The sequence below is a fragment of the Paraherbaspirillum soli genome (assembly GCF_042654985.1).
GTDB classification, from domain to species: Bacteria; Pseudomonadota; Gammaproteobacteria; order Burkholderiales; family Burkholderiaceae_D; genus Paraherbaspirillum; species Paraherbaspirillum soli.
On the sequence record NZ_JBHSMT010000013.1, the window covers coordinates 123,770 to 150,419 of the forward strand.

General features: G+C 56.5%; 28 protein-coding genes. 11 read left to right on the top strand and 17 right to left on the bottom strand.

The genetic code is table 11. The features are described from left to right. Nucleotides 1–42: 42 nt before the first annotated feature. A complete protein-coding gene (locus ACFPM8_RS08080; protein WP_378996873.1) occupies nucleotides 43–1,968 on the bottom strand; it encodes a thiamine pyrophosphate-binding protein in 1,926 nt (641 codons plus the stop codon). A 344-nt stretch (nucleotides 1,969–2,312) separates the two neighbouring features. Here ACFPM8_RS08080 and ACFPM8_RS08085 point away from each other — a divergent pair, with 344 nt between their 5' ends. Then, the gene (locus ACFPM8_RS08085; RefSeq protein WP_378996875.1) at nucleotides 2,313–3,107 is read left to right on the top strand and encodes a beta/alpha barrel domain-containing protein; all 795 of its coding nucleotides are present in this window, start codon (nucleotides 2,313–2,315) and stop codon (nucleotides 3,105–3,107) included. A gap of 113 nt (nucleotides 3,108–3,220) precedes the next feature. After that, nucleotides 3,221–4,519, top strand: coding sequence for a cytochrome P450 (locus ACFPM8_RS08090; RefSeq protein WP_378996877.1), 1,299 nt, complete (start codon nucleotides 3,221–3,223; stop codon nucleotides 4,517–4,519). Here the strand turns inward: ACFPM8_RS08090 and ACFPM8_RS08095 are convergent. After that, nucleotides 4,510–5,355 (bottom strand): lysophospholipid acyltransferase family protein, encoded by an 846-nt coding sequence (locus tag ACFPM8_RS08095; RefSeq protein WP_378996879.1) that lies wholly within the window; start codon nucleotides 5,353–5,355, stop codon nucleotides 4,510–4,512. The genes ACFPM8_RS08090 and ACFPM8_RS08095 overlap by 10 nt on opposite strands. Before the next feature lie 340 nt (nucleotides 5,356–5,695). Between ACFPM8_RS08095 and ACFPM8_RS08100 the strand changes: the two genes are divergently transcribed. Beyond that, the gene (locus ACFPM8_RS08100) at nucleotides 5,696–6,013 is read left to right on the top strand and encodes a hypothetical protein (RefSeq protein ID WP_378996881.1); all 318 of its coding nucleotides are present in this window, start codon (nucleotides 5,696–5,698) and stop codon (nucleotides 6,011–6,013) included. Between the two features lie 39 nt (nucleotides 6,014–6,052). Here the strand turns inward: ACFPM8_RS08100 and ACFPM8_RS08105 are convergent, their stop codons facing one another. Then, on the bottom strand, nucleotides 6,053–6,466 hold the full coding sequence (locus tag ACFPM8_RS08105) for an EF-hand domain-containing protein (RefSeq protein WP_378996883.1): 414 nt from the start codon (nucleotides 6,464–6,466) through the stop codon (nucleotides 6,053–6,055). Between the two features lie 96 nt (nucleotides 6,467–6,562). Beyond that, nucleotides 6,563–8,074: a S10 family peptidase gene (locus ACFPM8_RS08110; RefSeq protein WP_378996886.1), complete on the bottom strand. Its 1,512-nt coding sequence runs from the start codon at nucleotides 8,072–8,074 to the stop codon at nucleotides 6,563–6,565. A 624-nt stretch (nucleotides 8,075–8,698) separates the two neighbouring features. Between ACFPM8_RS08110 and ACFPM8_RS08115 the strand changes: the two genes are divergently transcribed. Then, nucleotides 8,699–9,130, top strand: coding sequence for a hypothetical protein (locus ACFPM8_RS08115; RefSeq protein WP_378996888.1), 432 nt, complete (start codon nucleotides 8,699–8,701; stop codon nucleotides 9,128–9,130). Between the two features lie 93 nt (nucleotides 9,131–9,223). Beyond that, a complete protein-coding gene (locus ACFPM8_RS08120) occupies nucleotides 9,224–9,661 on the top strand; it encodes a DUF4431 domain-containing protein (protein ID WP_378996891.1) in 438 nt (145 codons plus the stop codon). A 5-nt stretch (nucleotides 9,662–9,666) separates the two neighbouring features. Here ACFPM8_RS08120 and ACFPM8_RS08125 read toward each other — a convergent pair whose 3' ends face one another. Then, entirely contained in the window at nucleotides 9,667–10,140 is a 474-nt protein-coding gene (locus ACFPM8_RS08125; protein ID WP_378996893.1) for a LexA family protein, read from the bottom strand. 151 nt (nucleotides 10,141–10,291) lie between these two features. On the opposite strand from ACFPM8_RS08125, the gene ACFPM8_RS08130 reads away from it, so the two are divergent. Beyond that, entirely contained in the window at nucleotides 10,292–10,681 is a 390-nt protein-coding gene (locus ACFPM8_RS08130) for a DOPA 4,5-dioxygenase family protein (RefSeq protein WP_378996895.1), read from the top strand. Between the two features lie 266 nt (nucleotides 10,682–10,947). On the opposite strand, the gene ACFPM8_RS08135 is transcribed toward ACFPM8_RS08130, so the two are convergent. After that, on the bottom strand, nucleotides 10,948–11,607 hold the full coding sequence (locus ACFPM8_RS08135; RefSeq protein WP_378996897.1) for a class I SAM-dependent methyltransferase: 660 nt from the start codon (nucleotides 11,605–11,607) through the stop codon (nucleotides 10,948–10,950). A gap of 115 nt (nucleotides 11,608–11,722) precedes the next feature. After that, the gene (locus ACFPM8_RS08140) at nucleotides 11,723–12,613 is read right to left on the bottom strand and encodes a LysR family transcriptional regulator (RefSeq protein ID WP_378996899.1); all 891 of its coding nucleotides are present in this window, start codon (nucleotides 12,611–12,613) and stop codon (nucleotides 11,723–11,725) included. A 199-nt stretch (nucleotides 12,614–12,812) separates the two neighbouring features. Between ACFPM8_RS08140 and ACFPM8_RS08145 the strand changes: the two genes are divergently transcribed. Continuing rightward, a complete protein-coding gene (locus ACFPM8_RS08145) occupies nucleotides 12,813–13,808 on the top strand; it encodes a cyclase family protein (protein ID WP_378996901.1) in 996 nt (331 codons plus the stop codon). Between the two features lie 51 nt (nucleotides 13,809–13,859). Next, entirely contained in the window at nucleotides 13,860–14,348 is a 489-nt protein-coding gene (locus tag ACFPM8_RS08150; RefSeq protein WP_378996903.1) for a RidA family protein, read from the top strand. Nucleotides 14,349–14,375: 27 nt separating this feature from the next. Here the strand turns inward: ACFPM8_RS08150 and ACFPM8_RS08155 are convergent, their stop codons facing one another. From ACFPM8_RS08155 to ACFPM8_RS08175, 5 genes are all read right to left on the bottom strand, one after another. Then, complete coding sequence (locus tag ACFPM8_RS08155; protein WP_378996905.1) at nucleotides 14,376–17,132, bottom strand: UPF0182 family membrane protein; 2,757 nt, start codon at nucleotides 17,130–17,132, stop codon at nucleotides 14,376–14,378. Between the two features lie 33 nt (nucleotides 17,133–17,165). Next, entirely contained in the window at nucleotides 17,166–17,660 is a 495-nt protein-coding gene (locus ACFPM8_RS08160; RefSeq protein ID WP_378996907.1) for a GlcG/HbpS family heme-binding protein, read from the bottom strand. 95 nt (nucleotides 17,661–17,755) lie between these two features. After that, complete coding sequence (locus tag ACFPM8_RS08165; protein ID WP_378996909.1) at nucleotides 17,756–18,121, bottom strand: nucleotide pyrophosphohydrolase; 366 nt, start codon at nucleotides 18,119–18,121, stop codon at nucleotides 17,756–17,758. Between the two features lie 266 nt (nucleotides 18,122–18,387). Further along, complete coding sequence (locus ACFPM8_RS08170; RefSeq protein ID WP_378996912.1) at nucleotides 18,388–18,789, bottom strand: VOC family protein; 402 nt, start codon at nucleotides 18,787–18,789, stop codon at nucleotides 18,388–18,390. Between the two features lie 341 nt (nucleotides 18,790–19,130). Further along, the gene (locus tag ACFPM8_RS08175; protein WP_378996914.1) at nucleotides 19,131–19,523 is read right to left on the bottom strand and encodes a hypothetical protein; all 393 of its coding nucleotides are present in this window, start codon (nucleotides 19,521–19,523) and stop codon (nucleotides 19,131–19,133) included. A 194-nt stretch (nucleotides 19,524–19,717) separates the two neighbouring features. Between ACFPM8_RS08175 and ACFPM8_RS08180 the strand changes: the two genes are divergently transcribed. After that, nucleotides 19,718–20,608 (top strand): alpha/beta fold hydrolase, encoded by an 891-nt coding sequence (locus ACFPM8_RS08180; RefSeq protein ID WP_378996916.1) that lies wholly within the window; start codon nucleotides 19,718–19,720, stop codon nucleotides 20,606–20,608. A gap of 114 nt (nucleotides 20,609–20,722) precedes the next feature. Here ACFPM8_RS08180 and ACFPM8_RS08185 read toward each other — a convergent pair whose 3' ends face one another. From ACFPM8_RS08185 to ACFPM8_RS08200, 4 genes are all read right to left on the bottom strand, one after another. Then, entirely contained in the window at nucleotides 20,723–21,142 is a 420-nt protein-coding gene (locus ACFPM8_RS08185; RefSeq protein ID WP_378996919.1) for a DUF1801 domain-containing protein, read from the bottom strand. 117 nt (nucleotides 21,143–21,259) lie between these two features. Continuing rightward, entirely contained in the window at nucleotides 21,260–21,667 is a 408-nt protein-coding gene (locus ACFPM8_RS08190; protein WP_378996922.1) for an SRPBCC family protein, read from the bottom strand. Then, nucleotides 21,664–21,987, bottom strand: a complete 324-nt coding sequence (locus ACFPM8_RS08195) for an ArsR/SmtB family transcription factor (RefSeq protein WP_378996924.1) — start codon at nucleotides 21,985–21,987, stop codon at nucleotides 21,664–21,666. The genes ACFPM8_RS08190 and ACFPM8_RS08195 overlap by 4 nt, the downstream gene beginning before the upstream one ends. A gap of 182 nt (nucleotides 21,988–22,169) precedes the next feature. Further along, a complete protein-coding gene (locus tag ACFPM8_RS08200; protein WP_378996926.1) occupies nucleotides 22,170–23,159 on the bottom strand; it encodes a zinc-dependent alcohol dehydrogenase family protein in 990 nt (329 codons plus the stop codon). Between the two features lie 104 nt (nucleotides 23,160–23,263). On the opposite strand from ACFPM8_RS08200, the gene ACFPM8_RS08205 reads away from it, so the two are divergent. Both ACFPM8_RS08205 and ACFPM8_RS08210 read left to right on the top strand, forming a co-directional pair. Then, nucleotides 23,264–24,163, top strand: coding sequence for a LysR substrate-binding domain-containing protein (locus ACFPM8_RS08205; protein WP_378996928.1), 900 nt, complete (start codon nucleotides 23,264–23,266; stop codon nucleotides 24,161–24,163). Nucleotides 24,164–24,535: 372 nt separating this feature from the next. Beyond that, nucleotides 24,536–25,666: a substrate-binding protein gene (locus ACFPM8_RS08210; RefSeq protein WP_378996929.1), complete on the top strand. Its 1,131-nt coding sequence runs from the start codon at nucleotides 24,536–24,538 to the stop codon at nucleotides 25,664–25,666. Between the two features lie 235 nt (nucleotides 25,667–25,901). Here ACFPM8_RS08210 and ACFPM8_RS08215 read toward each other — a convergent pair whose 3' ends face one another. Beyond that, the gene (locus ACFPM8_RS08215; RefSeq protein WP_378996931.1) at nucleotides 25,902–26,603 is read right to left on the bottom strand and encodes a hypothetical protein; all 702 of its coding nucleotides are present in this window, start codon (nucleotides 26,601–26,603) and stop codon (nucleotides 25,902–25,904) included. Between the last annotated feature and the right edge of the window lie 47 nt (nucleotides 26,604–26,650).

Here is a 26,650-nt window from a genome sequence, read left to right on the forward strand (position 1 = left end):
GCCCGCCAGTAGCCCGAGTGCTGCGCTTACACCTGACACGGCCTAGAAAATCACCGGCGCATTCTGATTGTCGTCAGGCCCTGCGTTACTCAGTAGCTGGCTTTGCTGGTGGAACACATTCAAGGCAGGCTGTACCAGCGCTCTTGTGCTGCCGGTGGCGTCATCCGTGCTGGGCGGCGGCGGCGGATTCTGGGCCGTGCGCATATCCAGAATATAAGCTTGCCGCTGATGCAAAACATGGTCCATGCCGCGCCGCACGGCGGCTTTGACGTCTTCCGGGGTGCGCACCACTTCGCCGGCAAGTCCGCCCAGCGCATTTGCAATCGCAACAAAATCCATTACCGGGCTTTCGATGCGTAAATAAGAGGGATCGGTATTGTTGTCTTTCGGATGCCATTCATAGCCGGGCGCATCGCCATACGCCGCGACCAACTGTTTCAGCCCGTTTTGCAGAGTATGGTATTCGTGATTATTGGTAATGATGTACAACACCGCCAGTTTTCGATGCGCTGCGGTCCACCAGGTTTGCGGATAAAACAGCGAAGAACCGTCGCCCGTTGCCGCCACCACAAATTCGGCATCGATCTGTTGCCATCCTTGCTGGCTTAATTTAATCCCGAGCGTCGCCGGCATCGACCAACCCAGCGAACCTCCGCCGACGCAGTAGTAACTGATCGGTGCTGCGCCTGCGGTACCGAACGGCAGCAAATACTGGAACGGTGCGGGGTCGGAAACCGCTTCATGCACGTACACAAATTTCTTGTTCAGATCGCGTTTGTTGATCTCTTCACGCAAAGCCTGTGCAATCACTACCGCCAGAATATTCGGCTCCGCCAGCGCTTCGACAAAGTACATATTCCACTGCTGCTGCCGCTTCGCCGCGAGCGCGGCCAAATGCCCGTTGCGCGCAGCAGCTGCGGCAGACGGCGTCGCGCCCAGCTCCGCATTAATCAGCGGCAGCGTCGCTTTAATGTCGCCGAATACCGCCGCTTCGCCATAATAATTCTTGCCTATATCCCAAATGTTATTGCTGAGATAAACCTGCCTGACCGCTGGCGGAATTAACGCGCCATCCGAATATTTAAAAATCGTGATCTGCGCCTGGTTGCTAAAGCCGCACAGAAATGCCACGTCATGATCCTTGAACACACCTTGCACACCCGCCTGGGTGCCAGGCAATTCGCCCTGCCAATGGCAATCGTCATTCGGGAAGTTCGCCACGCTGCTAAAGGTTTGCAACAACACAGGCGCGCCGATCAATTGCGCCATGTGCTGCAATTCCGTCCAGGCATTGGCATAACCGACCGCATCGCCGGCGATGATGATGGGATTTTTTGCTTCCCTGAGCGCCGTGGCGACCTGGGTAATCGATTCCGGCGCGCCGGTGAAATGCGGCGAGATACGCGTTACGCCCTTGATCTTGTCGTCGGGGCCAATTTCGCGCATCGTGAATTCCCACGGAATCGATACGAAAACGGGGCCGTTCGGTGCCGCCATCGCTTCTTTAAAGGCTCGTTGCAGTACCAGCGGCAGCTCTTCGGCGGCACGTACTTCATGCGCCCATTTGGTGTATTGCCTGGCTAAATCAACCAGATTGGATGCCAGCAGTGGTTCCTGGGTGACCAGTTCATTTTGCTGTTGGCAGCATAAAATCACCAGCGGCACCTGCGAGCGCGCCGCGTTGAATAAATTGCCGATGCTATGCGCAATACCCGGCGTGACGTGCACCACCAACACCCCGGGCAAACCGGTCATGCGGGCCGAGCCCATGGCCGCGCCGAGTGCGATGTTTTCATGCAGGCACTCGATGTACTCCACCTTGTTTTCCGGATAAGAGGTGCCGTCGATAATCGGGATTTCATTGGTGCCCGGTACGCCGAAAATATGGTGGATACCCAGTTCGCTCAAGATATCGAAAACATAGTCGCGCGCCCAGCGTGTCGGTGCCTGCCCAAGGTGATTCGGCATTTGTCCCCTCCTGTTTAGATTAAGTTACCCAACTAAAAAGACCATGCCTCGACCTCATACGCATCAGAGCCGCAAAGGCACGGATATCGGCATGACGGCCCGCACGTTCGTCAGCAACGCCGCTACCGCTGCAGAGACGCAGTCGGACGATGAATAGCGAGGATGAGGAGCAATGCCGACGATTCTAAGTCGTTATTTCCACGCAGAAACCAGTCTGAATTGACAGGTGGGATTTTTCTCGTATTCTGCTTACCCGAAGAACAAATGCCGTTATCCATATAGCTGCGGCGCTACCTGATAACATTGCGGCAAATCAACCGTTGGCAACTTGAAACACAAAGCTAGTGGAAAACATCAATTTAAAAAATAAGGAAATAGAAATGCCGAGCAATACCATCAACCCGGTTTTCGATGTCGCAGGTCTCCGCATGACGCGAATCTGGCATTGTTTTGGAAACTACATGCATAAGGTGGATCTCGATACGGTTCTTAATATGCTGTCCGCATCAAAAACCAATGTGCTCCCGATTAATACCCACTTGCTGGACCAGGCCTCCGGACGGAGCGGTCTCAACATTGGATTTGGCGGCGTGCAATTTGATCAGTTGGCCGAAAAAATCAGCATGGATGAGATGGTCATCATGCTCAACATCAACCACCAGACAAGCGCGCAAGCGGCAATTGACAAGACCAAGCTCGCCTACGCTTTAACCGGCGAACGGGTCGTCAAGCTCGAGGTTCTGAATAATGACCTGCGCACATCAAACAATGCGGAATTGATCAAGGCGGTAAAACAACTCAGGAAGGATCTTCCGGAATTGATCATCATGCCGCTGCTCCACAACGACTACGAATCAGCCGAAACGCTAGTCGAACTCGGCTGCCCGCTACTGCGAGTGATGGGCAGCGGCATAGGTGACGGATTGGGGATCGTGGATGCAAATGAATTCGAACGGATCTGCGCATTGCCTGTGCCAGTAGTGCTTGACGGCGGCGTGCGGGGCGCTGAGGATTACGCGCATGCGCATAAGCTGGGAGCCGTAGGATGCCTGATCAATAGCGCGCTTTTTGTCGAAGACGCGCCACCTGAGCAGTTGCTGGCCAAGTTTCTTTCCGGATCGCAAAGCTTTCTTAATTGATAGCGCCGATGTCAACGGAAGCTTCCCGCATGACCGTCGTCGCAAGCAAATCCGGCTTTCGCCCCCCAGCCCCCAAGCCGCACGATAGTCCGCTTGGGTCGCTGCAACTGCTGATGGCGCTACGTCGCAATGTGCTCGAAATTTGGTCGGCCCAGGATTTTGTATTGCCGATTCAGGTCCGGCAGACGATCGTCGACAAACGTGCGCTGGTCTGTGACCCTGCCGGCATTCGTCATGTCTTTCTCGACAATGCAAAAAACTACCCCAAGAACGAATTGCAGCTGAGGATGCTCCGCCCTGCGCTCGGGGCGGGGGTACTGACCTCCAACGGTGAGGATTGGCGGCGGCAGCGGCGCATATTGGCGCCACTTTTCTCGCCGCAGCAGATTCAGGTTTTCACTGCAGCCAAAGCACGCGTAGCAGCCCATGCCGTGGAACGGCTGCGACAAACCCAGGATGGCAGCTTCGTCGATATGTCGCTGGAAATGGGGCGATTGACGCTCGAAATGCTGGAACACACTTTATTCAGCCAAGGCTTGGGGCGGGACGCCAGTGAATTCCAGCACGCGATCACACGGTATTTCGATACGCTGGGTCAACTCGACGCCTTCGACATGCTGGGATTGCCTGATTTCCTGCCGCGCCTGAATCGCCTGCGGGGGCGCGCCACTCTCAAGTTTTCGGCACGTGTGGTTAACGACATCATCGCAAACCGTCGCCATCTGTTGGCGTCTGGCGCGGATGCGCCGCCGGACATACTGACTCTGCTGCTGAAAGCGCAAGACCCTGATACGGGCCGCTTCATCAGCGAGCAAGAACTGCGGGACAACATCGTGACCTTCATTGGCGCCGGCCATGAGACCACCGCCAACGCCTTGACTTGGACGCTCTATATTCTGTCGCAAGCCCCGGATTGGCGCGCAAGAGTCGAGGCGGAAATTGATGCCTGTTTTGATCCAGCCGCCCCTACCGCTCACTTGCCCGTTACCAAGGCTGTGGTGGAAGAAACGATGCGGCTTTACCCGCCGGTTTCGATGATGAGCCGCGTCGCCTTGCACGACGACATGGTGGCCGGCACCGCCATACGCGCGGGGACGATAGTCACCGTGGCCCCGTATGTCCTGCATCGCCACCAGACCTTGTGGAACGACCCCGATGTGTTCGACCCCGAGCGCTTTCTTGGGGCAAACCGGAGCGACATTGATCGCTACGCTTATTTGCCTTTTGGCGTCGGGTCGCGAGTCTGTATCGGCATGGGATTTGCGATGTCGGAAATGCTGGTGATCCTTGGTCATTTTCTGCGGGAGTTTCGCTTCGACCTTGCCCCCGGTCATCCGGTCGCGCCAGAGGTACGCCTTACGATGCGCCCGGCTCACGGCATGAAAATGCGCGTCAGAAAACGTCAGGCCTGAATTGATTCACAAGTTCTGGCATCGACAGCCCCTAGCGCATAGGTGCGCCGTCGAAGTTCCTGGATCAAGGTTTTGTTGTCCCCCACTGACGCCAATTCCGGATAGCAAATGACGTCGCCGATGGCGACCGGCAAACAGGTTTTGATCCGTGCTTTTACTTCGTGAAAAATCAGCGACAGGCGGAGCGAACGACTGATATGGCTGACAATCTGGAACATGCGGCTGTTTTGTCCGGAGAAGAAGATCGGTAAAACATTTGCCTGTGAGCGCTGAATCAATTGTGCGGTAAAAGTGCCCCAAGGCGGGTCGATTGCTTGTTTGCGCCCCAAACGATCGGGCGCGGTCGAAATAAGACCCGCCGGAAAGATAATCAAGGACCCGCCGTTTTTAAGATGCGCAAGCGCCTTCCGCCGCGTTGCCAGGTTGAGGTCGCGGGCTTCAGGCCTATTTGACAAATCGACCGGCAAAGTAAAGGGCTGGATCTCCGGCGCCTGGACCAACACTGCGCTGGCCAGGATCATAAAATCTTGTCGTATTTTTTCCACCAGATACGTTATGGTCAGGCCGTCAAGCACGCCATACGGATGATTGGCGATAACCACCAGGGGGCCCGTCTTCGGCGCTTTGTCCAAGGCCGCCGGATCGAATTGCACGTCGAGTTGAAGGCGTCTGATACAAGCCGCCCAAAAACTTTCGTTGGCCTTGGGCGCTCGCTGATTGTCAAGATACAGACGTTCCAGATGCACGCGCCCGGTGGCTACTTCAACCGCGCGGATCAGGCATCGCTTTAGCGGCGTGTTGACCTGCGCTGCATACGAAAATTTGGCGTTGCTCATGGTTGGATCAATCTGAAGTGGTCAAGTTATTTCGGCGCGTCTCTACAGAGCGGTGGCAGTATAAACTCCCCTCGTCACAGGGACAACGGTCATCTGCTAGTTAAGATCGGCGTTGAAATTCGCGACTGATTGATCCAAGGTGCAAGCAGGTCGGGAGTCCGGCAGCAAGGTAGCCGAGGCACTCCCACCGGAGGCCAAATAGGGCTAGGATGACACCACGGCGCTGGCCGAACCGATAAGCACGGGCGGATCGTTCGTAGGTCGATAGCTGAAGCGGGAGTTGGGGCCCCATGACCGCAATAGCGGCCAGTCAGAGCTGGAAGAGTCCAGGAGGAACACCATGCCTGAAATTGATCCTGAAAGCACGTTCCGCGGGCTTCCGTTGACCGCGGAGCAAGACGCAGAAGTTAGGCATTACATAAAAAAGAAAACGCAGCGTGGCGAGCCGTGGGATACGCCGGAACTGGCGGCCATGCTTAAAGACATGCTGGAGCCTCCAAGCGACGACGACGACGAATTCGGCGCCGCCGCTAGCGAAACGACAGCGGCGGCAGAACGCGCGGCGGCTTTCATCGACGACGCCATGGATCCCATTGAGGCCCGTGAGGAGCACAAAGCCGCCATGGAATCCGAGAGCATGAAAGGCCCCAAGCGTTGAGCCGAACCGCCGCGCGGGAGCAGCCACGGCACGCGACGCCTAGAAGCTCGCCCCGTTTGATCGCATAAAGCTTTTCACATTCTCAAACGTGACTCGCCCGGTGTGGCCGGCATCGATCTGCTCGAAATTGTTGGCGACAAACCCGAATCCTGCCTTCTGGGCCTGGGCTTTGGTCACCGAACCGACGCTATCGGTATCCGCCTCATTGAATTTTGCTTGCAGCTTTTGCAATGCCTGGGTTTGCAGCGAGCCTCTGGCAACCGCCGGCGCGGCCACTGCGGTCCGTGCGGCGGCTTTGACATGAGGCGGGACATAGGGATCACCCAACTGCGCCATCCCTGCGCGGGACGGCACAGCAGACAGGTTGGCAGCGGTTTGAGCCGCCGCCGGATTGGCCTGAACCACGGCCAGCGAAGAAATTGCCAATGCGGAGAGGATAAGAAAATTTTTCATATCATTGCCTGAACAGGTTGAACTGCACGAGGAAGCCGGGGCAGCCTGTTGGCTTGCCCGGGCATTTCCAGTCGAATTACAGAAATTCGCTAAGCGTCATGAGCCGCTGCCGTAGTACTTGACCAGGTCGGCTTTCATGACTACGCGTGACGGATCAAACAGGTAAGTCATATGGCCGCCGCGATAATGCGCGATCTGCAGATACGGCACCGTACCGAGCCGCCCTAAATCCAGCTCGGTGTTGTAAAACGGCGTGGCGAGATCGTGGTAGCCGTTCACCGACAATACCTTGAGCTTGGGATTCAGGTACATGGCTGCCGCCAGGTCAGGAATCGTATCGGGCATGACCAGACCGTCGTGGCTCCAGACCCAAACCTGAATTGCATTGCCGTTGCTTATGTTGTAGCTCGAGACCGTGTTGTATTTCAGGTCGTGCGGCAGGTAATCCTTCATGCGATCGGTGAACGGTTGCGTAATCAAGGTGCTGGACGGATCGCCGTCGGCCGCTTGCGGGCTGCCGTTGACTGCGACTACACGGCCATCGTAACGGCCGATCAGCGAACCCGGGATCAGATTCTGCCGGAAAGTGCCTTCATCCAGATTGAAATCGGCGCTCCATTGCGCTTGCGGATAACCGGTATTCCAGTAAAGCTGATTCAACAGGTCGGCTGAAGGCGGCTTTTGCGAGGCCAGAAACGCATCCACCGCAGGTTCATAACGACTCACCACAAAGCGGCGCGACTGCGCCATGAACGCGGTCAGATTGCCGGGGGCTGGCGTCACCAGCTTGAAATAGGCGCCAACCGCGGCATAGCCGGGGAAAAACGGCCCATACGAGCCACCGTTCATATCGGCGTTCGAGTTGTAGTTCAAAATAGCCGATTGCAGCACGATGCCGGTCAGTTTGGTGCCGGCGATTTCCAGCAGATTGGCCAACACATCGGTGCGCGGCGTGCCATACGATTCGCCATAAAGATAAATGGGCGATTGCAGGCGATTGTTGACCGTGATGTAGCGCTGGATGAAATCCCTGAAAACACCCGCGTCGGCATCCACGCCCCAGAAAGTCTGGTTGGTATTGGGACTGATCGCTTCCGACAATCCGGTGCCGACCGCATCGACAAAGACCATATCCGTGGTATCGATCAAGCTTTCCTGGTTGTCGACGAACGGAAACGGCGTCGGCTCCGGGGTATTTGGATCGCCGGTCACGACGCGTTTGGGGCTGAACGAGCCGAGATGCAGCCATACCGACGAAGAACCCGGGCCGCCGTTATAGAAAAAAGTCACCGGCCGTTTTTGCGCAGGCTGCTTGTCCGCGGTATAGGCAACGTAAAAAACGGTCGCCTCAGGCTTACCGGTCTTGGGGTCGGTCGCGGTCAGATGGCCGGCAGTTGCCGTGTAATTGATATTTTTGCCGTTGATCGTAATGCGTCGGTGGGTGACCGCGGCGTTTTCCGTCACCTGTGCCAGCGGCAACCCATCGTTCGCGCCAAAACCATATAGCGTCTTGTCGTCATACGCCTGATCGGGCGGCAACCGCACTGCTGCGATGTCACGTTGCGGCGCTTTCTGGGCCAGCGCATGATTTGCGCCGAATCCGAACATCAAAATTTGTACTGAACAGGCAACAGCAAACCGTATTTTTCGCTTCATCGACATATTGTCCTCGCGTTATATTTATCGGTACTGCTTGCAGTGAACGGTCAAATCCCACTCCGATAGCTGCCGGTATCAGCGCACTATCGCAGCAGATACGACGTCGCTTCGAAGCAAGTCGCTGACGTCGATCCGGGTCGGATCGGCCACATGCAAGATGGGGTTTTTACGGACTGAAAGGCGGTGGGGAAATGGGAAGCAAATTATTTCCGTGCATCAATATATGCAAAGAAATCGCCATAATCAAGGTGACATTTGACAGGGTTCTGTAATTTTTTTTGGCTGAGCAGAGGGATCGCCTTCCGAGCTTTGGTTTCGGAGCGCAAGATGTCGTTACGACGGAAACGCGATCTCGACATCAGGCAGATCAAGGCACTCGGCAAGGTCAATATAAAACCAGCTGCTTTTTTATAACGATGCGCCATCCTGAGATGAATATATCCGTCGCACGGAGAAGTAAAATATTTCGAGGGAGGGATATTTATTTTTTGCTGGTACGGACCTAGGAGGACCGACCTTATGACGTACGTGACGGAATCTGCATTTCTAGCAATAACAGAAAGGATGCATATCATGAAACACATTGTCTTGATTTTAATTTTAAGTGCGCTCTCATTGACTGCCGCGGCGCAAACAGCATCAGATAATCAAACCGTGGAAGTCACTGGCCCGACACTCCGAATTGACCTCCCCAGTCAGTACCATCGGATGCAGCCGGAAGAATTCTATGACTATATGCGCTCGTACGATCTTTCCAATGGCATGACACTTAACCTGTTCTACAGAGGCAGACAAATGTATGCCGAAGTGGAAGACCAGGGACGGCATGAAATTGTCTCCACCGCATCGAATGTTTTCGTCGCCTTGGACAAACAATTGAAAATGACGATAAATCTGCGCGGGGATAATGATGCGAGCGGAGAACTGCTGATGGTCGTGCCGGCCCAGCACCTTGCAAATGGCGGCGTGATCGGCGAACGACTGATGGTCGTTGCGCTTCACTAAACAATAATAATTTGGAGGCTGGTGTCGAGCTTGCGCTAGCAGCCGTTCCACAGCCTCCAGCATTTTTCAAACATCCTATATCCTTCAAACTCAATGAAAATATTGAAATTCGCTTTACTTGTATTGCTCCCGCAACTGCTTACTCAAACATCCCAAGCTGCGCAGGCAACTTGCCTTGCGTATGAACCAGCCAGTGCAGCTATTTCCGGAATGCTTCATAGGGAAACTTTCCCCGGAAGGCCCAATTATGAAAGTATTGCGCAAGGAGACGAGCCGGAAACCGGATTTTATTTAACGTTGCCGCAAGCTATTTGCACGATCGCCGACCCGGCACATCAGATGGACGGACTTGCCGCTGTGCGGGAGGTTCAGCTGGTATTGAATGAAAAACAGTACGCCGAGCTTAGGCCGTATTTGGGCCGCCTTGTGCGCTTGGACGGCAAGCTTTTTCCAGCGTCCACAGGACATCACCACGCCGACTTGTTGCTTCGCGTCGAGAACGCGCCCTCTTCGCGAGGGAAAACCAAGTAAGGAAGTCAGACCGCGATTTTACGAACAACGCCGACAACCACACCCCAGATGAGAAGATCGTCGTCCTCGCCGACGCGAATCGCGTCATATGCCGGATTCTCAGGTCGCAGTTCAATCGCGTCGTGCAAGCGGCAGAGTCGCTTCAAATTAAATTCGTTGTGGATGATCGCCACCACTATATGGCCGTGCTTCGGCCCTATCGAGCGATCGACCAAGACTTGATCACCGCTCAAGATGCCGGCGCCGCTCATGCTATCGCCCTCCACCGTGAAGTAGAGAGATGCAGCCTTGTGCCTAACCAGATATTCATTAGCGTCCAGACTGCCCTCGAAATAGTTGGCTGTCCGAGAGGGAAACCTGGCAGGAACCTTGCTTGGAAACAATAAGATAGGACAAGCGGCCGGCGCTTCAGGGGCGCGTTGCGGTGTTTGCATCAAGTTAACTGGGGCGTATGGTTGCACGCTTGCAAAGAGGCTCATGGCTGGCTTTCAAGTACTGTACATATATACAGTATATCAAAATAATTTTGCCCTCTTGTCGTTTCCTTGCTGCAATTTCACATGCTACGTAAAATCACGCATCATGCGACTAGTCGGCCAGCCGTTTTACAAGCTACGAAATGAAAGCAACATGAACAACGCTCCTTACCACGCACACATCTACTACCAACTCGACAATCGCGCTGTCGCCGAAGCCGTACACCGTCGCCTGAGCGAATTAAAAGAATCTGGAGGCATTTCCCCGATTCTTTTTGTCGGGCAGCTGCGGGATTACAAGGCGGGTCCGCATCCAATGCCCCAATTCGAAATCCATTTCACAGAAGAGCATCTGTCGGCGATTCGACCCATCATCGAGGCATCGGGACTCACGGCGCTTGTGCATCCGCTCACCGACGACGACCTCGCCGACCACACAAGTTTGGCTCAGTGGATAGGGGCATCCCTCGAACTTGATCTCACTCCGCTCGATCCTCCGGGCATGAACAAAGGCGTCGCACGTTTTGGAAAAACCGATTTCTAGAGAGCATTCCTGACATCGGCCAATTCGCGTCGACGAAGACTCAGTCACTCAGTCTGGACGGCATGAGAATTTAGTTCGGGCGTTTGTATGCGTCATTCGACAAGCAACTGGTCTTGAATGCGCTTGGCAGTAAGGACATCGTGTTGTTGGATAGTGAGAGCGTTGGCGTTTCCTCGAGTAAGAAGATTCATCGCCTGATTGTGCGGAAAGCTACGAGCGCCGAATGCCAGCCAAGCTTTCCGGACGGTCTGACCTTACCGGCAGAATCAGCGTTTGCGTGCCAGCGTCAGTCCGTCGCCGATCGGCAGCAGCGACAGGTCGATGCGTTCATCCTGATGCAGTTTGATGTTCAGCGCTTGCAAGGCGGCCGTGTCGGCGCTGGCATCAGTGCTTGCCACTTTGCCGCTCCATAATGTGTTGTCGATGGCGATCAGCCCCCCGGTGCGCAGCAACTGCAGGCAGCGTTCGTAATAGTCGTCGTAGCTGGTCTTGTCGGCATCGATGAAGGCGAAGTCATATTGGCCGGCCTCGCCCGCGGCCAGACGGGCATCGAGCGTCTCCAGCGCGGGTCTCAACTGTAGATCGATCTTGTGCCCAACATGGGCCTGCGCCCAAAATGGCTGGCCGATCTGCGTGTATTCATCGCTGATGTCGCAGGCCAGCAGCTTGCCGTCATCCGGCAGAGCCAGCGCCACCGTCAGTGCGCTGTACCCGGTGAAGACGCCTACTTCAATGGTGCGCCTTGCCCCCATCAGCTTGATCAGTAGCGCCATGAATTGACCCTGTTCGGGCGAAATCTGCATTCCCGCATACGGATGACTGCGCGTAACGTCGCGCAGGGCCGCTTGCGCCGGATGCTCGCGGATCGAATGATCCAGTACATATTGGTACAGCGTGTCGTCGAGATTGAGTGTGCGGTTAGACATACGGTTGTTCTCCTGAATAAAAATAAGTATGAGATGGACGATGCGCATGATGAGCGGTCGCCCTCACTTTGTTCAACTGCTGCACCATCGCCGATTCCGGCGTGGCTTGAACTGCTCAAGCTTCCCTTAGCGCTGCGGCCAGAAAATCGACAAACACCCTTACCTTTTGCTGCAAGTGGCGACTGCTGGGATAAAGCGCAAAGATACTACGCCGGGCCAGCTTATGTTCCGGCAGTACCTGGGTCAATTCGCCGCGTTCCAGCGCAGGTCGCGCAACGAATGAAGGCAGCGCGCCTATCCCGACTCCTGCCAGCAGCATGTCACTGAGCATCAAACTGTTATCGACCGAAAAACGTGCCGGCAACTCTATGCTGATCGCGCCCTCCGGCCCATCCAGATGCCAGCTGCCCGGATGATCTGCCAAGCGGTAGGCAAGCAAGTCGTGCTGGCGCAGGTCTTCGACACAGAGCGGCGTGCCGCGCGCCGCCAAGTAGCTCGGCGCGGCACATATGATTTGCTCCACTTCCCCCAGTCGCCGCGCTATCAGCGTCGAATTGACCAAGGTCGCGCGGATGCGCAAGGACACGTCGAAGCCCTCGGCAACAACATCCAGCAGGTGATCGTCCAGGGTCAATTCGACCGTCAGTTGCGGATACCGCGCCATGAATTGCGCCAGCACTGGCGACAGCACCTTAAGTCCGAACGATAGCGGCGCGTTGACCCGAAGGCGCCCGGCAACCTCGCCACCCCCGGTCGCCGTCGATCGTTCCAGTGCATCCAATTCATCCAGCAGACGGCAACATTCGGCAAAGTAGGCGCGGCCGGTTTCGGACAGGCTCATACGCCGGGTGGTGCGAATGATCAGCAAGGAGCCGAGACGCTCTTCGAGCTGGCGCACCTGTTTGCTGATTGCCGCGGTTGACTGCCGCAGGTCTTCGGCGGCCTTACTGAAACTGGCACGCTCCACGACCCGGCGGAAGACTCGCATGTGCGCTAACAAGTCCATATATTTTCCATCCAGTTAAATATGTTTTAATTTTTTAGCTGATTATCATTCTATTTAACAACAATATCATGACGACATGCGTTCCCCAAGCCAGCGGGAAGAAGCAAAAAATCGAGCAACCAAATCACGGAGTCCCATGATGTTTAACCGCTTTCAATCCAAATTCAGTCCTATCTGCGTCGCGCGCCGTTTAGCTTTCATGCCGCTATTACTCGCACTGCTAGGAGGGAATGCCAATGCGGCCAATGCAGCCAATGCGGCGCCGGAAAACGGCGGCAAGCTAGCGCAGAAAGTCGGCGCAAGTCCCTGGGGGCCAAAAGATGAGATCGGCCGCCTCAACCTGATGACTCCCGCCTCGCGTGCTGCCATCATGGCGCGCGTGTCCGGCGCGAAGGCCTACGATCTGGCGGTGGAGTATTTCATCGGCATGCCTAGCTGGCAGGCCGCAGGCGATCCGCCTTATCAGATGTGGATGACCCATACGCCGCATGGCAACCTGGTTGCCGATTCGATGCAAGTTGGCGAAGCCATGAACCGGCACGTCAGCTATACAGGCTCAGCGATCTCGATGTATGCCCATATGGGCACGCACATCGACGCGCTGAATCACTTTGGACTGGACGACAAGATCTGGAACGGCTTTTCCGCTGCCGAACACCTGGGAGATCGCGGCTGGAATGTGACGGGCGCAGAGAAACTGCCGCCCATCATTGCCCGCGGCGTGCTGCTTGATGTCGCAACGGCCAAGGGGGTGGACATGCTGCCCGACAGCTATCGAGTGACCCGCAAGGATCTGCGCGAGACGCTCGACAAACAAGGAACGCGCCTGGAGCAAGGCGATGTGGTGTTGATCCGCACCGGCCGCATGCGCAACTATGAGAAGGCGCAGGCCTATATGGCCAATCCGCCGGGGATGAGCCTGGATGCAGCAAAATTCCTGATCGAAGATGGCGGCGCCATGGTGGTCGGCGCCGACAATCTGAGCTTCGAAACTTTCCCGTCCGAAGTGGCTGACAATTATCTGCCGCTGCATACCTATCTGCTGGCGCAACAAGGCGCACCTATTATCGAATTGGTCAATCTAGAGGCCTTGTCGCGTGATCGCGTCTACCAGTTTGCCTTCGTCGGCGCCTCGCTCAAACTCCGCGGCGCCGACGCCGCGCCGATCCGCCCTGTCGCATTACCCATTAAATAGATGTCGCGACGTTTTTGCGCCCTGCCCCCTGCACAATCGACCAGCCTAGAAATGGACAAAATGACCCACGCCGCCCGCTTGCCTGATCACCCAGCTGTTGAATTACTGAACCCTCCAGACCTCTATGATCCCAGCGCAAACGGCTATTCCCACGTTGCCCGGCTCGCCCCGGGAGCGCAGCTGGTCTATACCGCCGGCCAAGGCGGTGAAGATTCACAAGGACAGTTGTCGCCTGACTTCAGCCATCAGGTGCAGCAGGCCTTTGTCAATTTGCGTGCGACGCTGGCCTGCGCCGGCGCCGCTCTGACGGACGTTGCGAAACTGACGGTGCTGATAGTCGACCACAGCGAAGCGCGCCTTGCAGTACTCGCGCATGAAATTGCACAGGCATGGGGCACTGCGGCGAAACCCGCATGCACCCTGATTCCGGTTCCCCGGCTGGCGCTAGACGGCATGCTGTTCGAGGTCGAAGCCATCGCGGCTCTGAAATGCAGGGCAATTGGGGAGAATGGAACGCGTGCTCCCGACGCAATGAGTTGAGTAGACGTTCTTTCAAATACACTCAGCTCACCTCTGACCCTCGGGACGGCCGGCGCCGAGCGTCTCGAGCAGCGGCCGGAGGGCATCGAGTTCGGAGCCGAAACCGTTCCAATCCCCCGCCTTCAATCGCTCGATGGCGCGGTCATAGTGGGCGAGTGCCTCGCGGGCGCGCGCATCCGCCGTGCCGCGCAGCGGCGATGCCATTGGGACCGTCTCCTTGAACAGCGCCGCCAAGGCCTCGCCCAAGGTCTCTTCCATCACCACCCGGTCGCCATAGGTGGCGATCACCCGCTTCAACTCGGGCAGTTGACCGGACGCCGCACGCAAGTAGAGCGGAGAGACATAGAGGATCGAGCTCTCGATCGGCACCACCAGGAGATGACCGCGAATGACGCGCGAGCCCATCTGGTTCCACAGCGAAATCTGCTGCGAGATCTCGGTATTCTGCTGGATCCGCGCCTCGATCTGGAACGGCCCATAGACCAGCTTGTCCTTGGGGAAGGTGTAGACGATGAGCTTGCCGTACTCGGGCGGATCGCAACGCGCCGCCAGCCAGGCGATCATATTGTCGCGCTGGCTGGGCACCATCGGCAGCATGAGGACGAACTCGGCGCGCGACTCCCCAGGGAGCCGCATGATCATGTAATAAGGCGTCATCGGCGTGCCGGGGGCACTCCCACCATCAATGCCGGCCAATCCCCGCGGGAACTGCCACAGATCCTCGCGATTGTAGAAGACTTCCGGCGCATCCATATGGTAGGCGCGGTAGAGTTGCGCCTGGATCAGGAACAAATCCTCGGGGTAGCGGATATGCTGCTGCAGGTCTTGCGGCATCGCCGCCAAAGGCTTGAATAGACCTGGGAAGATGCGCCGGTAAGTCCGCAGGATCGGATCGGCAGGATCGCTGACATAGAAGTCGACCGTGCCGTTATACGCATCGATCACCACCTTGACCGCATTGCGGATGTAGTTGGCGCCGTCGCCGCTCATTCGCTGGGCGTAGGGGAACCAGCGGCTGGTGGTATAAGCATCCTGCATCCAGAAAAGGCGGCCGTCGCTCGCGACGATATAGGGATCATGGTCGAGGCTGAGAAACGGGGCGATCGTGCGTACCCGGTCTTGAATGTTACGGTGGAGCAGGATCCGGCTCTGGTCCGTGATGTAGCCCGTAAGCAGGATGTTGGGATCGTCGAGCTGCCAGGCGAAAAGGCCGCGCCGCGCAATGCTGCCGATCGCGATACCGTCGCGCCCACTGTAACTGGTGTAGACATTGTCCTTTCCCATCGGGTAATCGAATTCGGGCACGCTGCCCTTCACGATGACGTAGCCATGACCGCTTTCACCGAAATAGAGGCGCGGTTCGCGGATGGCCGGGCCGCCGTTGGCGACGGGCGGAATATCCTGCAAATAAAAGGAAGGTAAGCCTTCGGTGGATTTCTCGGTGACCGGCGACATTACGACGCCGTTGCCGTGGGTGAACAGGAGATGCAGGTTGACCCAGGTCTGGGCGTTCGCCGGCAGCATCGCCGGCTCCAATTCACGCGCCGACAGCATCACTTGCCGGTAGCCAGCGTCAAGCCGGTAGCGATCGATGTCCACGGCGAGGAATTTGTAGTAGGTCCTGATCTCCTGCAGTTGCGCATAGGTATCCAACAGCGGCTGCACATCCCACAGGCGGACGTTGTCGACGGTCGCGCGATTGGCCTGGAGCGAAGCGAAATTCAGCCCCTGCTCGGCCGGAAACGGTTTTACCACGATCTGTTGCAGGCCGTAGGCCTTCCGCGTCAGCGCGATATTGTGCTCGATATAGGGCGTCTCCAGCTGTAGCTCGCTCGGCTTGACATAAAAGCGCTGGAACAGCGCCGGAAAGATCAGGGCGAACACAAACGAGCTACCAAACACCAGCAACGCCGAGGCCACAGGAATTCGATAGCCGCGCCAGCGCATATTGATCCACGAAGCGACGGACGCGGCAGCGGCAAGACCGACCATTAGCCACAAGACCGGCAGCTCGACGTGGATGTCGGTATACCCGGCGCCGACCACGACGCCGTTGTCGCCGTAGAGCAGTAAAAAGCGGTCGAGTGCGTAGGACCAGGCCTTCAGCAAAAAGAACAAACCGAGCATTGCCGAACCATGCGCGGCGGCGGCGTGCGAGACCCCACGCGACGACTGCCCGAGCGCGATGTCGCCGCGCACCCCGTAGACCACACCTGCAACGAGCGCGCTGCAGAAGAGCAGCTGCAGCAGCCAATTCTTGAGCGCAAGATAGGCGGGCAGCGAGAAGAGATAGAAGCCAATGTCTTTGCCGAAGATCAGATCGCGCTCGCCAAAGGGCACCTGATGAAGGAAGCGAAGCGCCACGCCCCAATTCGAGATTTCGAGGTAAGCGATAAGCAACCCAAAGAGGACCGCGCCGCAAGCGATGCTGGAGCGCCAAGGAATGCGCGGCGCGATCTGGTCGGCCAGTTCGCTTATGACCACCGGCGTACCCGACGACAAGGCTGTTTTCGCTCGCGAGGTACCGAGGCTCCTCGCGTAACGATGTGCCAGCAACCCGGATACCCATATAGCGCCCGCCGAGGCGGCGAACACGGCGACAAACAAGAGCGCTTGGGCGGACAGGACCGTCCAAAAAACTTCGACGTAGCCGATCGAAGAAAACCACAACCAGTCGACCAGGACGCCGGTGATGCGCCCAACGATGATCAGGCCGACGACGACGGCCGCAACCGTGATTGCATTGCGTTTCAAGCGTACGCCGGACCTCAATTGCGACCGCATTGATCCTCCCTTGCCGGGCCGTCACGCCATCGCTTATTTCAGCTGATCGGCCACCTTGGCGATGCCGGCATTGGCACAGATTTCGTCCTTCTCGCCGCCGGGGGCGCCGGAGACGCCAACCGCGCCGATGGCGACGTTGCCGATCTTGATCGGGACACCGCCGCCGATGGCGACGACATCGGGAATCTGACGCAAATACGCGTTGGCAGGATCGTCGGTCAGCTTCATAAATTCAAGCGATGTCTGGCCGCGCGTGCGGGCCGTGTAAGCCTTCTTGCGCGCGACTTCCATCGTGTGCGGATTGGTGCCGTCTCCACGAAGCGATGCGCGCACCAATCCGGCATTGTCCACGATTACCACGGAAACCTTGTAGCCATCCTTCGCGCATTGCGCAAGCGCGCCGTCAATAATGGCCAGCGCCATTTTCATCGATACATTCTTCTCGATGAGCGGAGCCTGCGCGCCGGCCGATGTGATGGAAGCGATCGTAAGTGCCAGAGTTGCAAGAACTTGTCGATTGAGCGTCATGATTTCCCCCTAGTCTGACCGGTCCGCGAACGGAACCGATTGGAACACCACAGGTCCGCCTGAACCTGTTGGGTATTTAAGCCGAATCTTTCACTTTAATACTCGGAGTATTTGCGAGCATCGCCGCGCACTTTTTCTGCAGGATACTTGGCACGGTTAATTTCCATTTTCTCGTCGACCGCCGCGATCAGATCAACATCAAGCTTATCGGCGAGACGAACCAAATAAACTAAAACATCGGCCATTTCGTGCCGAACCTGTTCAAATTTCGCCTCATTGAGTTCATCTTTGTTGCCCGTCTTGAGCCATTGGAAGTGTTCGAGAAGCTCGGCGGCTTCCACACACAGTGCAGCGGATAGATTTTTCGGCGTATGAAATTGATCCCAATCACGCTCGGCAACAAAGATTCGAATTACCTCGCGGAGTTTGACAAAATCACTGCTCTGGGAGTCTTCAGTCATGGTAATGCTCCGCCTTAAATTTCTCAATATCGTCCAGGCATCCCGAACGGTGAACCATGCGATTGATATTTACCCCAACCGGGGCAAATTTGAATAGCACTGGTGAAGAAGTAGGCAATATCTCTACTCCCGTCAGCAGCAACGTAGATATTGCCATCGTTTGACAATAATAGGCAGCGCATGACCACGCGACAAAAGGCGGGCCTCGCATCTCGTTTTGTTGGTCCGGCGGGAATGGGCGTCAGCATTAGGCCTGGACGTAAAAATTATTCAACTTCGGCATTGTTCCAATCGGCGTTCTGCAAGACGACACGGTAGCCATCAAGGTCTTCGAAAGTGCGTCCTCGAGCATCCCAATACGGGTTGAACGAAGCAACCTGCCTGAACCCGGCCGCCAACATGCTTGCACACCTATCCTTCCATTCGGTTGAGTCCGGCAAGTAGAAGACCGTCAGATCTTCGGATGTGGGATTGGGCTCCACCGGATGGGTTCGACAGTGCGTGAACTCGAAGTGATAACTTGATCCAGCCCTGCCTAGCATGACCCCATCAAATCCTTCGTGACCTTCAAAACTCCCAAGAACGCGAAGACCCAGGCCCTCGCAATACATAGAACTGGTTTGCGACAGGTCGCTCACGGGGCGGGCGATTCGAAGGTGACATTTCATAGGAATATGGCGAAGGCGTTGTTTAATGGAGGCTAAGAGTGAGCTTGACGGGAAATAGCTCCAAGACTGCAGGAATTTTACGCGCGGCTGCAATCGGTCACGAGCGCAGATAAGCAGTCAAAAGATAGCGTGCCCGATGAGCTGCGACAAAAACTGATCGAGTCTTTATGCGTTGAATGAATCAGTGAATAGCGGCTCAATCAATACTGGCACATGGTACGCAACTTATTTTGGTGCAACGAAATTTTGGGTTCTCGCGCTGCACCAGGGAGCATTACACAAAGTTGTTGCTCAAGTGAATTTTTTGCAAGGGGGCTGTATAACAACGCCGTAAGGCGGCATCAGAGAACGAGAGAGAACAGCATGGTTCCGAGACTACCTACCTCGACAAGTCCCTCGCTGTTGACGAACGAACGGCTTCCTTCGGCCAAAATAGTATTGTTCGCCAGATAGGCTCCATTCCAGTTATCAACGATATTGTAAGGACGCTTGTCCGGGCGCTGAGCACCGCCGAAGGAAAGATTAAATGGAGCAACGCCGTCTTTGCCCTGGGCTTTATTGAAAACCCAGCCGTATGTGCCAACGTCCCCTTCCACTACCAATCCGCCGATGGGGCTGTAGTTGGCGCTGTAAACGCCGGTGATCACGCCATTCGACGGATTTGCCGAAGAAATTTTCAGTGTGAAATTCTTGTCCGCAGATATATATTTTCCAATTAAAGGTACGTTGCTCATTGCAAATTTCCTTTCATATGGGATTACGGGGCGCAGTCAGGCGCATTTGTTATGCCTCTGCGAAGCGGACAGTAACCTATAAAAATCTGGGCAACATCCCGTCATAGATAGCAGGGTTACACATCAGCAAACGCATTCCCTGCTGCCCGGTGTCACCGCCCGAATGGTCTTTTAAATCTCAGTTGGGGTCGAACATGAACAATGAGAAACATCACGCAAAGACTCAGACGCTCGACATCTCGTTTTTCGATGCCGGGCCTGCCGACGGTCCGCCGGTGATCCTGTTACATGGGTGGCCCGATTCGGCAAGAGCTTGGAAGGACGTCGCCAGCCGGCTGACCGGCGCGGGCTTTCGAACCGTCATCCCTGAGCTTCGCGGCACGGGCGATACCCGCTTTTTGCGAGCAGATGCCGTGCGCGACGGATCGGGTGTGGCTCTCGCACAGGACGTCATCGATCTCGCCGATGCGATCGGCCTCGAACGCTTCGACGTCGTCGGCCACGACTGGGGCGCTCGCGCCGCGTACACACTCGCGGCACTCTATCCGCACCGTGTTCGTCGCATCGCAGCGCTAGCCCTGGCGTTCCAGCCTTACGGAAAGTTCGAGCTTCCAGCATTTTCCCAAGCCAGAAAATTCTGGTATCAGTGGTTCATGGCGCTCGATGACGGCCCTGCTGCAATCCGCGCCGATGCAAAAGGTTTTGCGCGGATTCAATGGGACACGTGGTCCCCGCCCGGTTGGTTCGATGACGAGGAGTTCGCGCTGACCGCTTCGGCCTTTGACAATCCCGATTGGGTTCCAATTTCCCTCAATGGGTATCGGAGACGCTGGCGGAAAGACGAACCATCGGACCCGGCGTATTCGGAGCTCGCAGAACGGCTGCGCACAATTGATCGAATCGCAACGCCGACGTTGATGGTACAAGGCGCCGCGGATCAATGCGATGAACCGAGCTCATCGGAAAACCTGGAACAGCATTTCACGGCGGGATACAGACGCCTTTTGATGCACGGTGTCGGGCATTTTCCGCCGAGGGAAGCAGCGGACGATGTGGCAGATGCGCTGGTTGAGCATCTGCGTTGATCGAGTCGGCTTAGCTCGAATGCAGCCTTTTGCGCGTGACGCAGTTAGGCCGGAAGCGGACACTGAAGACCTCGAGACGATCCCGATGTCGGCCCCGTTCAATCGCGGGATTTCCTAAGACTTCGCTTTCTTCGCAGGTTTCGATTTGCCGGAACTGTTGAGAGCAATCGCCTGACGGACGAGCGCCTTGAAGGCCGACTCGTCAACTTCTTCTCCTTCGTGAATGTCGATCGCGCGGCGTACATTTCCGTCGAGACTTGAGTTAAAGAGAGGGGCCGGGTCCTTCAGAGACGCGCCCTTGAGGAAGGTAAGCTTCACCTTATCCTTGTAGGATTCGCCGGTGCAGATGATACCGTCGTGCGACCAGACCGGAGTGCCCATCCACTTCCATTCCTCGACGACGTCCGGGTCTGCTTCCTTGATGAACTGGCGCAGTTTGCCGAGGGTTTCCCCGCGCCAGTCCCCGAGTTCGGTGATTCTTTTAGAGATGAGGTCCGATGCCGGCGAGCTTTGGATTTCGTCCATTTTTTTCATGTTCTCGTCCTGGAAGTTACAGATATATTTTGTTGCAAGTGATGGTGACCGCTTCTTTCTATTTTTCTACCGGAGCGATTGTGCGTTGCCCGAACCACATGCGGCGGAAAACGCGGCTCACGAAAGGCCTCCCGCCACGCGTTCGAGCGCTGCGAAGAATTTCTGCCACCCGTACTTGGCGCCCTCGTAGGCCTGCTGCTGATCCGGCCGGAAGCCCGACTGCTCCATGCGCAGATGGGTTCCCGTGTTCGTCGGGGTAAGAGTCCAGGTGACGACACTCTTGAGACCCAGGGCTTCCCATTTGTAAGACAGCGCTTTGTTCGGCTCAATCGCAAGGACCTGACACTCAACCACGCCCCAGTCCGCACGAAGATCGAAACGATGACCCACGACAGGTTTGAAGTCGTTCTCCATCAGCCATTCTTCAATGAGAGGACTCTGCGTGAGCGCCCGCCAGACTTTTTCGAGAGAATGTGGCATTTCCCTCTCTACAATCAGCGTTTTAGTGTCGTTGGTTTGCATCATTGATCCATCCTTTTCAATAGGGTTTCCAAGCGGTCAAATCGGCTGTTCCAGAAGGTCGCATAAAAATTAATCCAGTCAATCAGCGGTGCCAGCGCTTTCGGCTCGGCGCTGTAATACGTCTCACGTCCGTCGCGCCGGCCTCGCACCAGGCCAACTAGCTTGAGCGCACCGAGATGCTTCGAAATGGCGGGTTGCGACACCCCCGACGGAACAGTTAAGGCATGCACCGTCATTTCACCGTCCCTGCTCAAGCGCTCGAAAATTGCGCGCCGGGTTGGATCAGACAAGATTTTTAGAACAGCGGTCGGTTCTGCGTGCATTGCGAATCATTGCCTATGTTAACTTCGTTTCAATTTCAGTGAATTTGCTACCTCACATGTGTCAATCATAACCAAGTAGTTATGAATGTCAAGGAACGCGTCTTGGACGAGTTTTTAAACACAATCCGCTGAGATCCAACCCTTCGCGTCGGCGCACCTCGGGCGGGTAGCCTCACGCTTGATCACACCGTCACGACGATTTTGCCGAGTTGCTCATTCGATTCCAGAAAGCGATGTGCCTCGACGATCTGGTCGAACGGGAAGGTTTTGGCGATGACTGGCTGCAGCGCCCCCGACCTCAGCCCGTCGAGGATGAAGGTCTTGGCGGCTTCCAACCTGGCCGGATCGCTGACGATCTCGTGGACGAGGTAACCGCGCAGCGTCAGTGTCTTGCTCAGCACGGCGAACAGCGGGAAAGGCGTCGGCTCCGGGCTCAAGCCGCCATATTCGATCAGAATGCCGCCACGAGACATCGCGGCCGTTAGCGGCTCGAATATGGGACCGCCGATTGGGTCCAACACGACTCTTACGCCCTCCTGCCCGGCGATTTCCTTCAACCGGCCCGCCAGGTCTTCCTCCGCTGAAGCAATGACATGGGCGGCGCCCAACTCAAGCAAGGCCTGCTTCTTGGCAGAGGTCCGCGTGACGGCGATCGGCGTCGCGCCAACCATGTTGGCAATCTGGATCGCGGCAAGACCGACACTGCTCGATGCCGCAGTCACGACAACATAATCCGCCTTGGTGAGCTTGGCAATGTCGATCAGCGCACCGTAAGCGGTGAGGTATTGCATCCAAACGGCTGCGGCCGCTTCCCAACTAAGCGATGGCGGGTGCTTGACAACCAGCTCGGCAGGAAACGTTGCAAGCTCGCCATGGGCCGGCCAACGCACCATAGACAACGGCGGCACGACGCTGACGGCATCGCCTGGCGCGAAACCCGCCACGCCTGCACCGACCAATTCGACGACGCCCGCAGCCTCGAGTCCAAGGCCGGAAGGAAACGTCGCCGTCTCGATGTAGGAGCCCGCGCGTAACAACGCCTCGGCCCGGTTAAGGCCCAAGGCCTTGACGCGGATCCGGATCTCGCCCTGAGCGGGCCGTGGAACCTCGATGTCCTCGATGCGCAAAACCTCCGGACCACCATGCTGATGAAAGCGAATCATTCGTGCCATGTTTTCTCAACTCCAAATTAATTGAACTGAATGTACTATAGCGCCACACAAAAATCGGATAAATGGCTTAACAATTAGAACAATCAAAACCAGGAGTTTTCAATATGGATCGCCTTACAAGCATGGCCGTGTTCATCAAAGCCGTCGACCTGGGTTCGTTCGCAGCCGCCGCGGACGCGCTCGATCTATCCGGACCGATGGTCGGCAAGCATGTCCGATTTCTTGAAGAGCGTCTGGGGGTGCGTCTCATCACTCGCACCACACGTCGCCAGAGCCTGACGGAGTTCGGGCGCACCTACTATGAACGCTGCCTGGCAGTACTCGCTGAAGCGGATGCCGCGGACGCACTCGCAGCCGATCAACTGTCCGAACCGCGCGGAAAGCTGCGTGTCACCATGCCCGTTCATTTTGGCCGGCGTTGTGTTGCGCCGGTCTTGCTGGAGTTGGCGCAGCGTTATCCGGCGCTGGAACTTGACCTGTCGTTTAACGACCGCTTCACCGACCTTGCAGAGGACGACTACGATCTTGCGATTCGGACCGGCAGCTTGGAGGACAAAGCCGGGGTGATAGCGCGTCGCATCGCGCGCCAGAGCATGATCGTCTGCGCGTCGCCGTCCTATCTCGATAGGCGCGGCCAGCCGCGGCAGATAGAGGATCTCAGCCGGCACGACGCCATCATATACAGGCGATCGGGCAGCATTCGCCCGTGGCTGTTTCCTCGCGATGACCAGCCTCCGGCGGAGGTCAGGCCTGCAAACAGGTTGCGGCTCGACGACCTCGATGCAATTGCCGACGCTGCGGCCGCCGGAATGGGACTCGCCTGGCTTCCATACTGGCTCGTTCATGAACGCATTCAAGCTGGCAGCCTGGTCCAGCTACTGCCGAATCAGCCGGCATTTCTTTACGATGCCTATGCGCTATGGTTGAAGACGCCGCACTTGCCGCTGAAGGTCCGTCTCGCTATCGATGCATTGGCGGCTGCATTGCCCAAGCTCATGACCTGAGCGACGTTACATCGAGCAGAAGAGTGGCCGTTCCAATATCAAAGGCAGGCTGCTCGTCCTCGTCCAATATAGCTCCAACCCTGTCCGAAAATCGTCGCCCGATCAGGCACAACCACGTTGACAAACGCCGCCCTGCCCCTAGACTGAACTCGTTGTTTTGCAAAAAACATCACGCTGTTCGAGCAGTCCACTAGATTTAAACACGACCTTTTGCGAATGACGCAGTTCGGCCGATACCGGACATTCGAATCCGCAGAGGCTAGCGCGAGAACTCTCAGAGATGGCATGTCGCGTCAAGACACATGTGCGAGCTCCCCCCTTCAAAAGCCAGCGCCTATTCACCAACAACCAGTTTTGAGAGGAGAGAACGCAATGAAAGAATCAAAAACTTCAGTTAATCCATCCATCAAGGTGGGAGTAATCACGGACCAGACAGGCGCACTTTCATTCATGGGTATCGCCAATGCAAACGTGGCCAGGATGGTGATCAATGACATCAATGCAAAGGGCGGCTTGTTGGGGCGTCAGATAGATCTGTACCTTGAAGACAGTGCGACCACAGATAGTGTCGCGCAAGCCAAAGCTGCCAAGCTCGTCCAGCAAGATCAGGTCGATGTGATCTTCGGCGGCATTTATAGCTCCACGCGGCAGGCTATCAAGGGCCCTGCGGTAATCAACGGCAAGAAGCTTTACATATACCCGGAGCAATACGAAGGACAGGAATGCGATCCGCTCATTTTCTGTACCGGCCCGGTTCCAGCGCAGCAGGTTGATCCTCTCATTCCCTGGCTGATGCAACAACCCGGGGCGAAGAAATTCTACTTGCCGTCAGCCGACTATATCTGGCCACAAACGATGAACAAAAAGGTCCGCCAAATTGTCATGGCTAACGGTGGCACGATAGTCGGAGAGGAGTACTTTCCCCTTGATCACGCCGACTATGGCCAGACCATTGACAAGATCACGTCCAGTGGCGCCGAGGTGGTATTTATCACGATCGTTCCCCCCGGGCTCACGCCATTTCTCGAGCAGCTTTACAACTCTGGCTTCACGAAGCGAGGTGGGCACATGGTCTGCACGTACTTCGACGAGAACTTCCTGAACTTGGTGCCAGGCGCACACGTGGAGGGTCTGTACAGTTGTCTCGACTACTACCAGAACGTCAGCGATCCATTCAGTAAGGATCTGATCAATCAATACGACATGCTCTATCCGGGCAATGCCAAGTTCACTGCCGGCAGTGCGTGTTCAGGCATGTACCGAGGCTTGAGGCTCTGGGAGGCTGCGGTGAAGGAGGCAGGCTCGCTAAATCAAGAAGATGTCATCAAGGCACTGGACCATGCAAAGATCACCGAGGGTCCGGGCGGTGCAGCTGAAATGGTGCCCGGCCAGCATCACGTTCGGATGAACATGTACATTGCCCAGTTGAAGAGCGGACATTTTCAGATTATCAAGAGCCTGGGGATCATTGATCCAAAGGAGTGCATGCAAGACATAAAATAAGCAATCCGCGCCGATGCTTTCTTGGTGGGCTTGAACGCCTCGAACATGGACTGAAAGGAATCTCGGGTTGAGAGGCGCAGCAGCTATCAACTGATTGCGGCGGAAGGCGTTGCTCGAGGCCGCTGAACGCAAACGTTGAGCGGCCTCTTCAGAACGCCTCCAACAACCGTGGCAAGCACCGCCGGGTGCGGCGTGCTAACCAAACCCGACAGCAGGTTTTGAGAGGCGACCCTGCTTACTCCCGGACGTAGACCATTCCCTCGTCCATCTCCAATCGCCCGTCCCGCACCTTCAACTCCATATGCTCGAAAGCCTGAGGCAGGATCTGGGTGACATCGTCCAGCGCAAATGACGCGATCCGGGCAGCGGCACGCTCCGCCGGAATCGCAAACCACTGCCAATCGCCGCTGCGCCGCAAGCCGGCCCGGGCCCACGTCTCATCGGCGGGCATGCTGACCTCCGCATCCCCATTGCGATCGGTCTTCGCCGTTACGGTCTTGCCGGACTTGCTTTCGAACTTTACCTCCATGCCGACTGCCGGTCCGACATTCGGCACGCCGACAATCGCCACCCAACTGCCCGCATCCGCCGGCTTGACGATCCGCAGCTCGTCCTCGCGGAACAAGCGGAACACCGGCTCCTTGTCCGGAGGCACGGCCACCAGCGCGACCTCCCCCTTGTCCAGACTCCAGCGTCCCTGCGCAAAGCGATCCTCCGCGCCATAACTCATCGTCCACTGGAACCGGCCATCATTCTTTAACAACAGCTCGGAACCGAGTTCAGTCTTCCCTTGCAGATAATAGTGGCCGACCAGGGCTTGCTTGGCCGCATCGTCGCTGGGAGCGGCAAATGCTGGATTTATCAGGCCGGCGAAGGCCAGTAGTGCGAGCAGGGTTTTCATATATTCGGAAGGAAAAAAAACAATAGCATACGGCAAGCCGGGATCGCCCGACACTCAGCCCGTCGCGACCGCCTCGAAACGGC